Origin of the sequence: Streptomyces sp. NBC_01224, assembly GCF_036002945.1 — a bacterium.
Lineage (GTDB): Bacteria > Actinomycetota > Actinomycetes > Streptomycetales > Streptomycetaceae > Streptomyces.
Window position 1 is genome coordinate 1,362,756 of record NZ_CP108529.1, and the last position, 16,461, is coordinate 1,379,216.

Here is a 16,461-nt window from a genome sequence, read left to right on the forward strand (position 1 = left end):
TTTGCACGCGCGTCAACAGCTGTTGGTCAGGACTTGCCGAATTCGCGTTGGATGAGGTCGAACATCTCGTCCGACGTGGCCGCGTCGAGCGCGGGGTCCACCTCGACGGTTGTCGGCGAGAGTGTCTCCGACGACGTGATACGTGCCTGTGGGCCGCCCCACGCCGTCAAAAGGCCTTGGAGTCTCTCCGTGATGTCCTCACGGTCGACGTCCGTGGTGGACAAGCCGGAGAGCATGCGCTCCAGCTCTGTGATCGCCGAGGCGACCGGGGCCGCCGCCGACATCTCCTGAGCCAGCTCGGAACGCAGGTGCTGCGCCAGCTCCGCGGACGAGGTGAAGTCGAAGAGGAGCGTGGTCGGCAGGCGGAGCCCGGTGTGGGACGCCAGCCGGTTGCGTACCTCGACGGCCATGAGCGAGTCGAAGCCCAGTTCCACGAAGCCCCGCCGGGGCTTCACCGCGTCCGAGGACTCATGTCCCAACACCTTTGCCGCCTCGCCTCGTACGAGTTCGAGCACGATGCGGTTCTGTTCCGGCTCGGTGGCCGAGGACAGCCGCTCCCGCAGTTGGATCGCCGCGTCGCCAGGACCGGTGTCCACCTCCTCACGGTCCTGCGTCAGCGCCTTGCGTGCGTCGGAGAGTTCACCGAGAAGAGGGCTCGGGCGTCGAGCGGTGAACGCGGGTGCGAAGCGTTCCCAGTCCACGTCGGCGACCGTGAGGGTGGTCTCGTCTTCGGCGAGCGCCCGGTGCAGCGTGGTGATCGCCTGGACAGGAGCCAGCGCGACGAGTCCGTGCCGGTGCAGGTCCTCGGTCGTGCCTTGCGCCATTCCGCCCTCGGCCCAGGGGCCCCAGCTGATGGAGGTGGCGGTCAGGCCGCGGGCCCGTCGTCGCTCGGCCAGCGCGTCGAGGTGCGCGTTGGCCGCCGCATACGCGGCTTGGCCGCCGCTGCCCCAGACAGCGCTGATCGACGAGAACAGCACGAACGCGTCCAGCGACCGGTCACCGAAGACCGCGTCAAGGTTCTCCGCACCCACCACCTTCGCACGCAGCACACCCGTGAACTCCTCCGCGGTCATACCGACCAGCCCGGTCATCTGACCGACACCCGCCGCATGGAACACCGCGCGCACCGGATCGCCGGCCGCTTCGACCTCCTCCACAAGCGCCGCCACAGCATCCCGGTCACTCACATCACACGCCACCACCACAACCTCGGCGCCCAGCCCCTCCAACTCCGAGACCAACCCCGCCGGAGCCGAACCACCACGACTCACCAGCACCACACGACCGGCACCCTCACCCACCACCCACCGAGCCACATGCCCACCCAACGCACCCGAACCACCCGTCACCAACACCGTCCCACCAACCACCACACCCGCACCCGCACCCGCACCCGCACCCGGAGCACGGACCACACGCCGCCCGAACACACCCGAACCCCGCACCGCAACCTGATCCTCACCACCCGAACCAGCCAACACCCCACACAACCGGCCCAACACCCGCTCATCCACCACCCCCGGCACATCAACCAACCCACCCCACACCCCAGGCAACTCCAACCCAGCCACCCGCCCCAGACCCCACACCTGAGCACCCAACGGATCCACCACACCATCCGCACGCCCCACCGACACCGCACCACTCGTCACACACCACAACCTCACCGGCACATCCACACCCGCCAACGCCTGCACCAACCCCAACGTCCCCAACCCGTCCAACAACGACACCACACCCGAAACCCCAACCAAACGCTCCCCCAACACCCCACCATCAACCACCCCATCAACCACCAACAACCCCGCACCACGACCCACCAACCCCGACACCACCGGGCCATCCACCCCACCCGGAGCACACACCACCAACCAACCACCCACAAGCGACTCCGACACCACACCAGCAACCGACTTCCACACCACCCGATAACGCCAGGAATCGGTGTGGTCGGCCCGCACGGCAGTCGGCTCCTCGAACCAGTAGCGCTCGTGCTGGAAGGCGTACGTGGGCAGGCCGACGCGGCGGGCACCGGTGCCGGCGAAGTACGCGGCCCAGTCGACGGACGCACCGCGTACGTGGAGCTCCGCGAGGGCGGTGACGAGCGTCAGCGGCTCGTCACGCTCCTTGCGCAGGACCGGTACGAACGCCGAGTCCTCGACACAGTCCTGCCCCATCGCGGACAGCACACCGTCCGGACCCAACTCCAGGAACATCGTCACACCCTGGTCCTGGAGCGCACGCATCCCGTCGACGAAGCGGACCGCCTCACGGACATGCCGCACCCAGTAATCCGCCGAGCAGATCTCCTCGACCGACACGACCCGACCGGACACGTTCGAGACGATGGCGATCTGCGGAGCGTTGAAGGTGAGGCCCTCGGCGACCGCACGGAACTCGTCCAGCATCGCGTCCATGCGCGGCGAGTGGAACGCGTGGCTGACGCGGAGGCGCTTGGTCTTACGACCCTCCGCCCCAAAATGCGCGGCGATCGCCAGGACCGCGTCCTCATCACCCGAAACCACCGTCGAAGACGGCCCGTTGAGCGCGGCAATCGAGACCGAATCGCTCAGGAGCGGCAGGACTTCGTCCTCCGTCGCCTGGAGCGAGACCATCGCCCCACCCGCCGGCAACGCCTGCATCAGACGGCCCCGGGCCGCCACCAGCCTCGCCGCGTCCCCCAGCGACAACACCCCGGCCACATGCGCAGCCGACAACTCACCAATCGAATGCCCCAACAGATAGTCCGGCTTCACACCCCACGCCGACACCAACCGGAACAACGCCACCTCAAGCGCAAACAGCCCCGCCTGCGTGAACTCCGTCTGATCCAGCAGCTCACCACCGCCGAAGACCACCTCACGGACCGGCCGGTCCAGATGCCGGTCCAACTCCGCACACACAGCATCAAACGCATCCGCAAACACCGGATACGACTCGTACAGCTCACGGCCCATACCCGACCGCTGCGCACCCTGACCCGAGAACAACACACCGGTCCGACCCGGTGTCACCGACCCCTCGACCGTCCGGTCACCCATCACCACGGCACGGTGCTCAAGTACCGCACGCGTCGTCACCAGCGAGAACCCGACATCCAGCGGATCCCGGTCCTCGGCGAACGCCGACAACCGCTCCACCTGCGCCGAAAGACCCGCCTCGGACTTCGCCGACACCACCCACGGCACCACCGGCACCGGGACACCCACGACCTCTGCCGCCGCCTCGATCTCCGGAGCCTGCTCCAGGATCACGTGCGCGTTCGTACCACTGATCCCGAACGACGACACCGCGGCACGCCGCGCCTCACCCGTCTCCGGCCACGCCACCGACTCCGTCAGCAGCTCCACCGCACCCGCCGACCAGTCCACCTGCGACGACGGCTCGTCCACATGCAGCGTCCGCGGCACCACACCGTGCCGCATCGCCAGCACCATCTTGATGACCCCGGCCACACCCGCCGCGGCCTGCGTGTGACCGATGTTGGACTTCAGTGACCCCAGGTGGAGCGGATGCGCTTCCACACGCTCCTGCCCGTACGTCGCCAGCAGCGCCTGCGCCTCGATCGGGTCACCCAGGGCGGTACCGGTTCCGTGTGCTTCCACGGCGTCCACCTGAGAAGCCGACAGACCGGCATTCGCCAGTGCCTGGCGGATCACCCGCTGCTGCGAGGGCCCGTTCGGCGCCGTCAGACCATTCGACGCACCGTCCTGATTCACCGCACTGCCCCGCACGACAGCGAGCACCTCGTGCCCGTTCCGCCGCGCATCCGACAGCCGCTCCACCAACAGCACGCCCACGCCCTCGGACCAGCCCGTACCGTCCGCCGCATCGGCGAAAGACTTGCACCGGCCATCGGCCGCCAGGCCGCCCTGCCGGGAGAATTCCGAGAACGTCACCGAAGTGCCCATCACCGTCACGCCACCGACCAACGCCAGCGAGCATTCACCCGACCGGAGGGCCTGAGAGGCAAGGTGCAAGGCCACCAGCGACGACGAGCACGCCGTATCCAGAGTCACTGCCGGACCTTCGAGCCCGAAGGCGTACGAGATACGACCGGACAGGACACTCGTCGCGTTTCCTGTGAGCAGATGCCCCCCGACGCCCTCCACCTCGCCGGCATTCGCTCCCGACGCGTAGCCCTGGCTCGCGGCTCCGGCGAAGACGGCGGTACGGCTGCCGCGTACGGAGAGCGGGTCGATTCCCGCACGCTCGAACGCCTCCCACGACGTCTCCAGCAGCAACCGCTGCTGCGGGTCCATCGCCAACGCCTCACGCGGCGAGATCCCGAAGAACTCGGCATCGAACGAGGCCGCGTCGTGCAGGAAGCCGCCCGCGCGTGCGAACGAGGCATTCGGGTCCACGGCCCAGCCCCGGTCGATCGGGAAGCCGGTGATTCCGTCAGCCTCCGCGACGAGCAACGACCACAGGTCCTCCGGAGAACGGACGTCCCCGGGGAGCCGGCAGCTCATGCCCACGATGACGATCGGGTCCTCGCTCGTGACGGACGTGGCTGTCTCGGCCTTTGCCGAGGTCCCTCCATCGCCGAAGAGCCGCACACGGAGGTAGTCCACCAGGGCGGCGGGGTTCGGGCAGTCGAAGACAAGAGTGGTGGGCAGACCGAGTCCGGTTTCCTTCTGCAGACGGTTCCGCAGTTCGACAGCGGTCAGGGAATCGAACCCCAGTTGTTGAAACGCCCGGTCCGCCGGAATCCTGGCCGTGTTCCGGTGTCCCAGAACGAATGCGACCTGTTGCCGTACGAGGTCGAGCAGTGCAGCATCCCGCTCCGCGTCCGAAAGCGCGCCGAACCCGGCCGGAAGCGAGGAGTGCGGTGTACCGGCAGCGACGGACCTGTCGAGCTCGGTGAGTTCGCTCAGCAAGGGGCTCATGCGCGCAGCAGTGAACGTCGGAGTGAAGAGCTGCCAGTCCACATCGGCGACCGTGATCACGGTGTCGCTCTCGTCGAGCGCCTGCCCCAGTCCGGTGATCGCCATGGTCGGCGCCATCGCGGTCAGGCCACGTCGACGAAGGTGCTCCGCGGCTTCTCCCTCGGCCATTCCGCCCTCGGCCCAGGGGCCCCAGGCGATGGAGGTGGCGGTCAGGCCGCAGGCCCGTCGTCGCTCGGCCAGCGCGTCGAGGTGCGCGTTGGCCGCCGCATACGCGGCTTGGCCGCCGCTGCCCCAGGTACCGGCTATCGACGAGAACAGCACGAACGCGTCGAGCGGCCGGTCACCGAAGACCGCGTCGAGGTTCTCCGCACCCGTCACCTTCGCACGCAGCACCTCGTCGAAGTCGTCCCGCCCCGTGTCGACGAGTGGCGCAAGGCGGTTGATACCTGCCGCGTGGAACACGGCGCGCACCGGGTCCCCGGCCGCTTCGACCTCCTCCACAAGCGCCCCCACAGCATCCCGGTCACTCACATCACACGCCACCACCACAACCTCGGCGCCCAGCCCCTCCAACTCCGAGACCAACCCCGCCGGAGCCGAACCACCACGACTCACCAGCACCACACGACCGGCACCCTCACCCACCACCCACCGAGCCACATGCCCACCCAACGCACCCGAACCACCCGTCACCAACACCGTCCCACCAACCACCACACCCACACCCGCACCCACACCCACACCCACACCCGCACCCGGAGCACGGACCACACGCCGCCCGAACACACCCGAACCCCGCACCGCAACCTGATCCTCACCACCCGAACCAGCCAACACCCCACACAACCGGCCCAACACCCGCTCATCCACCACCCCCGGCACATCAACCAACCCACCCCACACCCCAGGCAACTCCAACCCAGCCACCCGCCCCAGACCCCACACCTGAGCACCCAACGGATCCACCACACCATCCGCACGCCCCACCGACACCGCACCACTCGTCACACACCACAACCGCACCGGCACATCCACACCCGCCAACGCCTGCACCAACCCCAACGTCCCCAACCCGTCCAACAACGACACCACACCCGAAACCCCAACCAAACGCTCCCCCAACACCCCACCATCAACCACCCCATCAACCACCAACAACCCCGCACCACGACCCACCAACCCCGACACCACCGGGCCATCCACCCCACCCGGAGCACACACCACCAACCAACCACCCACAAGCGACTCCGACACCACACCAGCAACCGACTTCCACACCACCCGATAACGCCAGGAATCGGGGGCGGGCTGCGTGCGCTGCCCGGGAGGAAGCGCCGTCGCATTCTCGGGCCAGTAGCGCTCGTGCTGGAAGGCGTACGTGGGCAGGTCGATGCGGCGGGCGCCGGTGCCGGCGAAGTACGCGGCCCAGTCGACGGACGTACCGCGCACGTGGAGCTCCGCGAGGGCGGTGACGAGCGTCAGCGGCTCGTCGCGGTCCCTGCGCAGAGCCGGTGCGAACGCCGAGTCCTCGACACAGTCCTGGCCCATCGCGGACAGCACACCGTCCGGACCCAACTCCAGGAACGTCGCCACACCCTGGTCCTGGAGCGCACGCATCCCGTCGAGGAAACGCACCGCCTCACGGACATGCCGCACCCAGTAGTCCGCCGAGCAGATCTCCTCGTCCGACACGACCCGACCGGACACATTGGACACAACCATGGTCTCGGGCCGGTGGAAGGTGAGGCCTTCGGCGACCGTGCGGAACTCGTCCAGCATCGCGTCCATGCGCGGCGAGTGGAACGCATGGCTGACGCGGAGGCGCTTGGTCTTACGGCCCTCCGCCCCAAAATGCGCGGCGATCGCCAGAACCGCGTCCTCGTCACCCGACACCACCGTCGAAGACGGCCCGTTGAGCGCGGCAATCGAGACCGAATCGCTCAGATGCGGCAGGACTTCGTCCTCCGTCGCCTGGAGCGAGACCATCGCCCCGCCCGCCGGCAACGCCTGCATCAGCCGGCCCCGGGCCGCCACCAGCCTCGCCGCGTCCTCCAGCGACAACACCCCGGCCACATGCGCAGCCGACAACTCACCGATCGAATGCCCCAACAGATAGTCCGGCTTCACACCCCACGCCGACACCAACCGGAACAACGCCACCTCAAGCGCAAACAGCCCCGCCTGCGTGAACTCCGTCTGATCCAGCAGCTCACCACCCTCGAACACCACATCCCGCACAGGCCGGTCCAGATGCCGGTCCAACTCCGCACACACCGCATCGAACGCATCCGCGAACACCGGATACGACTCGTACAGCTCACGGCCCATACCGGACCGCTGCGCACCCTGACCCGAGAACAGCACACCGGTCCGACCCGGTGTCACCGACCCCTCGACCGTCCGGTCACCCATCACCACGGCACGGTGTTCCAGTGCCGCACGCGTCGTCACCAGCGAGAACCCGACATCCAGCGGATCCCGGTCCCCGACGAACGCCGACAACCGCTCCACCTGCGCCGAAAGACCCGCCTCGGACTTCGCCGACACCACCCACGGCACCACCGGCAACACGACACCGGCCGCGTTGTCCACCACGGCTTCGGTCTCCGGAGCCTGCTCCAGGACCACGTGCGCGTTCGTGCCACTGATCCCGAACGACGACACCGCGGCACGCCGCGCCTCACCCGTCTCCGGCCACGCCACCGACTCCGTCAGCAGCTCCACCGCACCCGCCGACCAGTCCACCTGCGACGACGGCTCGTCCACATGCAGCGTCCGCGGCACCACACCGTGCCGCATCGCCAGCACGGCCTTGATGACCCCGGCCACACCCGCCGCGGCCTGCGTGTGACCGATGTTCGACTTGATCGACCCGAGCAGCAGCGGCCGGCCCTCCGCCCGCCCCTGCCCATACGTCGCCAGCAGCGCCTGCGCCTCGATCGGGTCACCCAGCCGCGTGCCCGTCCCGTGTGCCTCGACCATGTCCACCTGGGCCGGGTGCAGACCGGCGTTCGTCAGCGCCTGGTTGATGACCCGCTGCTGCGAGGGCCCGTTCGGGGCCGTCAGACCGTTCGACGCACCGTCCTGATTCACCGCACTGCCCCGCACGACAGCGAGCACCTCGTGCCCGTTCCGCCGCGCATCCGACAGCCGCTCCACCAGCAGTACGCCGACGCCTTCGCCCCACGCCGTACCGTCCGCGGCCTCCGCGAACGCTTTGCACCGGCCGTCCTCCGCCAGACCGCCCTGCCGGGAGAACTCGACGAAAGCACCGGGGGTCGACATGACCGTCACCCCGCCGGCCAGCGCCAGTGAGCATTCGCCCGAGCGCAGCGCCTGGATCGCCCAGTGCAGCGCGACCAGGGACGACGAACAGGCCGTGTCCACCGTCACCGCCGGACCCTCGAGGCCCAACGTGTACGACACCCGGCCCGACAGCACGCTGGCGGAGCTGCCCGTGGCGCCGTACCCGGCGACCGACTCGCCCGCACCGCTCATGAGGTGGGCATAATCCTGACCATTCGTTCCGGCGAAGACTCCGGTTGAGCTGCCGAACAGCGACGAAGGATCGATGCCCGCGCGTTCGAGGACCTCCCAGGAGGCTTCGAGCAGCAACCGCTGCTGCGGGTCCATCGCCAGCGCCTCACGCGGCGAGATCCCGAAGAACTCCGCGTCGAAGTCGGCGGCGTCGTGCAGGAAGCCACCCTCGCGTGTGGACGAGGTGCCGATGCCCGCGGAGTCCGCACCCGGGTCGTAGAGCGACTCGAGATCCCACCCGCGGTTCTCCGGCAGGGTCGAGATTCCGTCCGAGCCGGCCGCCAGCAGCTCCCACAGTTCCTCCGGCGAGGTGACGCCGCCGGGAAACCGGCAGCTCATGCCGACGATCGCGATCGGGTCGTCCACATCGACCCGGTGGATGCCAGGCGCCGTCGAACTTCCGCTTCCGCCCACGGGCCCGAGTTCGGAACGCAGGTGGCGGGCCAGCGCCGTGGGGGACGGGTAGTCGTACACGAGCGTCGTCGGCAGGCTGAGCCCCGAAGCGGCGTCGAGCCGGTTGCGCAGTTCCACCGCGCTGATCGAGCTGAATCCGAGGTCCAGGAACGCTCTGTCCGCGGGCACCGCGTCCCTGGACCCGTGGCCCAGCAGAGCGGCAGCCTCGTCACGGATCAGGTCCAGCACCAGTCGGAGCCCGTCCTGTTCCGGCAAGGTCCGCAGACGGGAAGCGAGCGCCGAACCGTGCACGGGCTCCTGCTCGGCCGGGGCGGCGGCACCCCGCTCCGCCTCATGGACGTCGGCCAGTTCGCGGAGCAGAGGATTCGGCCGACGCGTCGCGTTCCGCCCGGCGGCCCGGTCCCACTGCACATCTGCCACGGCGAGCGATGTCTCGTCGTCCTGGAGAGCCTGTTGCAGGGCCAGCAGTGCCAGTTCGGGGCTCATGGAGCCGACGCCGCTGCGTGCGAATTGCTGTTCCTGCGCTGCGCCGAGACCTCTGCCGTGCCAGTGGCCCCATTGGATCGCGGTAGCTGTCAGGCCTTCGGCGCGACGGTGGTGGGCGAGTGCGTCGAGGAAGGCATTGGCGGGGGCGTAGTTACCCTGGCCGGCGCCGCCGAGCAGGCCGGCGACGGAGGAGAAGAGCACGAACACGGAGAGGTCTAGATCGCGGGTGAGTTCGTGCAGGTTGACCGCGGCTCGGGACTTCGCGTGCAGTGCGCGCTGGAGTTGGCCGACGCTCAGCGTGTCGAGCAGGCTGTCGTCCAGCAGTGCCGCGCTGTGGATGACCGCCGTCAGGGGCAGTTCGGCCGGGATCGAGGCGAGCAGTGCGGCCAGCGCGGGCCGGTCGCCCGCGTCACAGGCGGCGAGGGTGACTTTGCTGCCCTTCGCGGTGAGTTCCGCTGCCAGAGCCTCGGCACCGGGTGCTTCGGCACCTCGTCGGCCGACGAGCAGCAGGTGTTCGGCGCCCTTGTCCGCGAACCAGTGCGCGGTGTGGGCGCCCAGCGCGCCGGTCCCGCCCGTGATGAGGACCGTGCCTCGGGGCGAGCGCCAGTCGTGGGAGGCAGGAGTACGCGACGGACGAGGGACGCGGACAAGCCTGCGTCCGTGCACACCTGTGGCACGGATCGCCAGCTGGTCGTCCTCGGCGTCACGCGCCGCGAGGACCATGCGGAGACGGTGGGCCGCACGCCGGTCGAGGTCCTCGGGGAGGTCGAGCAGACCACCCCAGCTCTGCGGGCGTTCGGCGCTGATCACACCGCCCAGTCCCCAGAGCATGGCCTGGGCGGGGGCGGTCACGTGGTCCGCGCGTCCCACGGAGACCGCGCCACGGGTCGCGATCCACAGCGGAGCCTGCACTCCGGTGTCCGCGAGGGCCTGGACGAGGGCCACCGTGTGTGCGAGCCCGGCCGGTACGGCATCCGCCTGTGGGTGGGTGCGTACGTCCAGGGCCAGCAGTGACAGCACACCGGCGACGGCGGTGTCCGGTCCGTCGCTCAGCGCGGCGCGTATGAGGGCGGCCAGCGTCTCGCGGTCGCTTCCCGGAGCCACGCGGACGACGACGGCCTCGGCGGGGGCGAGCGCGTCGAGGCACGCGTCGAGATACGGGTCGGCGCCGGTCGTCGCGGGCAGCGCTACCAGATACGCGCCCGTCAGCAGATGGGCCGCGGTCGTTTCGGCGATCCGCCGCCACACCACGCGGTAGCGCCAGGAATCGATGGTGGACAGGGCGGTGCGCTGTCGTCGCCACGCGGACAACGCCGGCAGAGCCGCCGCGAACGACTGTTCCGTGTCGACCGCGAGCGTCCGCGTGAGCGCCGCCAGATCCGCGCCGTCGACGGCGGCCCAGAAGGCATCGTCCTCCGGAGCCGTTTCAGGACGGCCGGTTTCCGGCGTGCCGGCCAGCTCCAGCCAGTAGCGCCGGTGCTGGAACGCGTACGTGGGCAGGTCCACGCGCCGGGCCCCGGTGCCGGCGTACACGGCACGCCAGTCCGGTTCCACACCGTTCGTGTAAGCGGCGGCGAGCGAGGTCATGAAGCGTCGGGGCTCGTCCTCGCCTCGCCGCAGAGTGCCGAGCGCCACCGCGTCGATGCCCGCCGCATGGAAGGTCTCCTGGAGCCCCGCCGTGAGCACCGAGTGCGGGCTGACCTCGATGAACACCGTGTGGCCGTCGGCGAGCGCGGCTGCGGTCGCCGCCTCGAACTCGACCATGGACCGCAGGTTGCGGTACCAGTAGTCGGCGTCCAGACCGGCGGTGTCGACGAGCCCGCCCGTCAGCGTGGAGTAGAACGGAACCGCCGCCGAGCGTGGTGCGAGCCCTCGCAGCGCCTCCGCGAGCTCGTCTTGGATGCTCTCGATCTGCGCCGAGTGGGACGCGTAGTCCATCGCGATGCGCCGGGTCCGTACATCCTCTGCCGCGCACGCGGACACGAAGGCGTCCAGCGCGTCCAGGTCACCCGACACGACGACGGACGCGGGCCCGTTCACCGCGGCCACCGACAGCCGGAGGCCGTACGGCCGCACCTTCTCGCGCACCCATTCCACGGGGCGCGGCACCGACACCATCCCGCCCTTGCCGGAAAGGGGCATCGTGACTTCTCGCCGTCGTGCCACCAGGCGTGCCGCGTCCGGAAGCGAAAGGGCTCCGGCAACGGTCGCTGCGGTGATCTCGCCCTGGGAGTGTCCGATCACGGCGGCCGGCTCGACTCCGCACGAACGCCACAGCTCGGCGAGAGAGACCATGACCGCCCACAGCACGAGCTGCATGACGTCCGCCCGGTCCGACGAGGGTGCGCCCTCCACACGTCGCACCACATCCAGGAGCGACCAGTCCGTGTAGGGCGCCAGCGCCTCACCGCATTCGGCGAGCCGCGCCGCGAAGACGGGGGACGACTCCACCAGGCCGGCGGCCATGCCGGTCCACTGCGCCCCCTGCCCCGGGAACACGAAGACAGGCTTGACCCGGCGGGACGCGGTCCCCTGTACGGCACCGGGGGCCGAGCCGACGTCGGCGACGGACCGGAGCGCGGCCAGGAACGCGTCGTGGTCCTCCACCACCAGGGCCACTCGGTGTTCGAGCGAGGCCCTGGTGGTCGCGAGCGACCACGCGACATCCACCGGGGCCGGGCCGCCGTCGCGTGCCTCCAGGTGTGCCAGCAGTCGCGCGGCCTGGGCGGCGACCGCCTCCGGCGACTTCCCGGACAGCACCCATGGAGCGGTACCGGTGGTCAGCAGAGTCCGTGCGTCAGCTTCGGGGGCGTCCGTCGGTCCGGGATCCAACCGGCTTTCGTGCGCTGCCTGTTCGAGGATCACATGCGCGTTGGTGCCGCTGATTCCGAACGACGACACGCCCGCCCGGCGCGGCTCGCCCGTCTCGGGCCAGGCCACCTGCTCGGTCAGCAGCTCGACGCGCCCGGCCGACCAGTCGACGTGCGGTGACGGCTCGTCGACATGCAGCGTCCGCGGCAGCACACCGTGCCGCATCGCCATCACCATCTTGATCACACCGGCCACACCGGCGGCGGCCTGGGTATGGCCGATGTTCGACTTCAGCGAACCCAGCCACAGCGGCCGGTCCTGAGTCCTCTCCTGTCCGTACGTGGCGATGAGCGCCTGCGCCTCGATCGGGTCGCCGAGTGTGGTGCCGGTGCCGTGCGCCTCCACGGCGTCCACCTGCGCGGCCGTCAGTCTCGCGCCGGCCAGGGCCTGCCTGATGACGCGCTGCTGCGACGGGCCGTTGGGCGCAGTCAGACCATTGGACGCACCGTCCTGGTTGACAGCCGAACCGCGCACCAGGGCGAGCACCTTGTGCCCGTTCCGCCGCGCGTCCGACAGCCGTTCCACCAGGAGTACGCCTACGCCTTCGCCCCAGCCCGTGCCGTCGGCGGCGGCGGCGAACGCCTTGCACCGGCCGTCCACGGCGAGGCCGCGCTGCCTGCTGAAGTCGATGAACGTGGCCGGGGTGGTCATCACCGTGACCCCGCCGGCGATCGCCATCGTGCACTCACCCGACCGCAGCGACTGCACCGCCAGGTGCAATGCCACCAGCGACGACGAGCACGCCGTGTCAACGGTGACGGCGGGCCCTTCGAGACCCAAGGCGTACGAGACCCTGCCGGTGACGACACTGCTCGAGGTGCCCGTACCGAGGTAGCCGTCGACCCCTTCGGGCACGGCACCCACGCTCGCCGCGTGATTGTGGTACATCACCCCGGCGAACACGCCTGTACGGCTGCCCCGCAGCGACAGCGGATCGATTCCGGCCCTCTCGAACGCCTCCCAGGACGCCTCCAGCAGCAGGCGCTGCTGCGGGTCCATCGCCAGCGCCTCACGCGGCGAGATCCTGAACGGTTCGGGGTCGAAGTCGCCCGCGTCGTGCAGGAAACCGCCCTCACGGGTGTAGCTGGTGTTGGGCCGCTGCATCTCGGGGTCGTAGAGCGCCTCGACGTCCCAGCCGCGGTCGGTGGGAAAGCCGGTGATCCCGTCCCTGCCCGACACCGCCAGTTCCCACAGCTCGTCGGGGGACCGTACGTCACCGGGGTACCGGCAGCTCATCGCCACAATGGCGATCGGCTCGCCGTCCTTCTCCTCCACGGACCGCAGCCGCTCGCTGGTCTCGTGCAGATCAGCGGTGACCCGCCGGAGATATTCGCGGAGCTTGTCTTCGTTCGCCATCAGCGAGTCACCTGCCGAACTTGTTGTCGATAAATTCGAACAGCTCGTCGTCTGAGGCTGTACCGAGTGTCTGGCTGAGGTTGAAGTCGTTACCGGCGTCGTTGCTCACGTCGTCCCGGGCACGTGCCGGCCCGCACTCCTCGTTCCACCTGGCCATGAGTGCGTTCAGCCGGGCGGTGACCGTGGCGACGGGGCCTTCGCCGTCCGGCGTGAGCGCGTCGAACACCGTCTCCAGCCGGTCGAGTGCCTCGAGCGCCGAGACCAGCGCCGCCTTGCCGGGGGCGATCTCGGTCAGGATGTGCTCGGACAGCGCACCGGGGGTGGGGTGGTCAAAGACCAGAGTCGCGGGCAGTCGCAGCCCCGTCGCCGTGTTCAGCCGGTTCCGGAGGTCCACGGCGGTCAGCGAGTCGAATCCCAGCTCGGTAAAGGCGTCGTGCGGCTTGATGGACGCCCCCGAGGCATGGCCGAGGACTTCGGCCACGTGATCGCACACCAGCTGGAGTGCCAGCCGCTCGCGCTCCGGGACGGGTACCGCACGCATCCGGTCGGCAAAGGGTTCGGCACCGCCGGACGCGGCGGTGCGACCGTCCTCGCCAAGGCGCCTGATCGGCTTTCGTACGAGAGACCGCAGCACCGTGGGCACATCGTTCGTGAGGGCGTTCCTGCGCAGTACGGCGAAGTCGAGGGGGACGGGGACGAGTACCGGCTCGTCGGTCAATGCCGCGGCCGCGTCGAACAGTTCGAGTCCCTGCTCCGACGACAACGGCAGCAGACCGCCCCTGGCCATCCGCCGCAGATCATCCGCACCCAGCTGCCCGGTCATCTCACTGGCCTGAGCCCACAGCCCCCAAGCCAACGACTGCCCCGCAAGCCCCTCCGCCCGCCGCATCTCGGCCAGAGCATCGAGGAACGCATTCGCCGCCGCATAGTTCGCCTGCCCCGCACCCCCGAACACACCGGCAGCCGAGGAGAACAACGTGAACATCGACAGATCCATGCCACGCGTCAGCTCATGCAAATACCACGCCGCATCAACCTTCGGCCGCAACACCCCAGCCAACCGCTCCGGAGTCAAGGACGACACCACACCATCGTCCAGCACACCCGCCGCATGCACCACACCCACCAACGGGCACTCGGCCTCAACACCCGCCAGCACCTCCGCCAACGCAACACGATCCGCCACATCACACGCGACAAACCGAGCCCGCGCACCCAACTCAGCCAGCTCAGCAACCAGCTCCGTGGCACCCGGAGCATCCAGCCCCCGACGACTCACCAACAACAGATTCCGAACACCACGCTCCACCACCAGATGACGCGCCACCAACCCACCCAGCACACCACCCGCACCCGTCACCAACACCGTGCCCACACCGACCTCGGGAACACTCCCACCAGCACCGACAGCCACCCGCGCCAGCCTCGGCACGAAAACCTCACCCATCCGCACCGCCATCTGCGGCTCACCCGACGCCACCGCAGCCGACACCACGGACTCATCGGCCACATCAACATCCACCAGCACGAACCGGCCCGGATTCTCCGTCTCCGCCGCCCGCACCAGACCCCACACAGCAGCCTGCGCCGGATCCGGCGCACCATCACCGCCGCACACCACCGCGCCCGAAGTCACCACGACCAGCCGCGCATCGGCGAACCGCTCATCCGCCAACCACTCCTGCACCAACTCCAGCGCCCGGCCCGCGATCTCATGCGTACGAGACACCACGTCCCCGGAACGGGAAGCGACATCCACATCCGCGAACGACACCGCCACCACACCCGACACCACATCCAGCAGACCCGGAGCGCCCCAGTCCCCGAAGGACCCGATCTTCAACGCACTCGCAGACCCACCCACGTCCAACCGAAGCCCCGGCCACTCCAGCCGGAACAAGGCATCCGACGCCGCACCCGCCGCCCGCACCTGCTCCGCCGAAACCGGCCTCAGCACCAACGAATCCACCGAAGCCACCGGCTCACCGGCCGCGTCAGCCAGCACCAACGACACCCCGGAACCCGCCGGCGTGATCCGCACCCTCAGAACCGACGCCCCCACAGCATGCAGGGAAACCCCCGACCACGCGAACGGCAGACGCGCTTCCCCACCCTGACCACCGGCCAGCCCCACCACATGCAAGGCAGCGTCCAGCAGAGCCGGATGAAGCCCGAAACCCTGAACCTCCACACCATCAGGAAGGACCACTTCCGCAAAAAGGTCGTCCCCACGCCGCCACGCAGCACGAAGCCCCCGGAACACCGGCCCATAACCAAGACCCAGATCGAACAACTGACCGTACAGCCCTGCTACGTCAAGCCCGACAGCGTCCCGCGGCGGCCACTCCTCCAGCGACTCACCCGGCAAAGTGCGCGTGGCCAACGTCCCCACCGCGTGCCTGGTCCACTCCGCGTCCGCTGCAGAGCGGGCGTGCACGGTGATCGCACGACGCCCTTCGCTGTCCGTGGCCCCAACGACCAGCTGCAGCTGCGTCTCGACGAGCTCGGACAGGACCAGCGGTGCCTCGAGTGTCAGTTCCTCGATAAGGTCGCATTCCATATACGAGGCGGCGTGCAACGCAAGGTCGACGAAGGCCGTGCCGGGCAGCAGAACCGACCCCATGACCGTGTGGTCGGCGAGCCACGGATACCGGCCGGGAGACAGCAAGCCGGTGAACACCATGCTCTCTCCTCCGGCAAGCGGAACCGCCGCGCCGAGGAGGGGGTGGGCAACCGGGCTCTGACCGAGGCCGCTCGCGTCGGTGGGATGCACGACGTTATCGGTGAGCCAGTAGTGCTCACGCTGGAAGGCGTACGTGGGCAGGTCGACGCGGCGGGCACCGGTGCCGGCGAAGTACACGGCCCAGTCGACGGACGCACCACGCACGTGGAGTTCGGCAAGGGCGGT

The 16,461-nt window shown here is 69.3% G+C and carries 2 protein-coding genes and 4 pseudogenes; all 6 read right to left on the minus strand.

Annotated features, from left to right (window positions below; all coding sequences use genetic code 11):
• Window positions 1-26: 26 nt before the first annotated feature.
• The gene (locus tag OG609_RS05505) at window positions 27-13,553 is read right to left on the minus strand and encodes a type I polyketide synthase (RefSeq protein WP_327271749.1); all 13,527 of its coding nucleotides are present in this window, start codon (window positions 13,551-13,553) and stop codon (window positions 27-29) included.
• A gap of 7 nt (window positions 13,554-13,560) precedes the next feature.
• Window positions 13,561-14,376 (minus strand): phosphopantetheine-binding protein, encoded by an 816-nt coding sequence (locus OG609_RS46040; protein WP_442818060.1) that lies wholly within the window; start codon window positions 14,374-14,376, stop codon window positions 13,561-13,563.
• Between the two features lie 24 nt (window positions 14,377-14,400).
• Window positions 14,401-15,012, minus strand: a pseudogene (locus tag OG609_RS46045) (beta-ketoacyl reductase); the annotation flags it as partial.
• Window positions 14,986-15,510: pseudogene (locus OG609_RS46050) on the minus strand (SpnB-like Rossmann fold domain-containing protein); the annotation flags it as partial. The pseudogenes OG609_RS46045 and OG609_RS46050, both read right to left, overlap by 27 nt.
• Window positions 15,493-15,990 (minus strand): annotated as a pseudogene (locus OG609_RS46055) (polyketide synthase dehydratase domain-containing protein); the annotation flags it as partial. The pseudogenes OG609_RS46055 and OG609_RS46050, both read right to left, overlap by 18 nt.
• Window positions 15,991-16,440: pseudogene (locus OG609_RS46060) on the minus strand (polyketide synthase dehydratase domain-containing protein); the annotation flags it as partial.
• Between the last annotated feature and the right edge of the window lie 21 nt (window positions 16,441-16,461).

What these genes read in the sequence shown, in the direction of transcription:
- OG609_RS46040 (WP_442818060.1), bottom strand. Translation starts at nt 14,376, where the DNA reads ATGACCGGGCAGCTGGGTGCGGATGATCTGCGGCGGATGGCCAGGGGC.
- OG609_RS05505 (WP_327271749.1), bottom strand. Translation starts at nt 13,553, where the DNA reads ATGGCGAACGAAGACAAGCTCCGCGAATATCTCCGGCGGGTCACCGCT.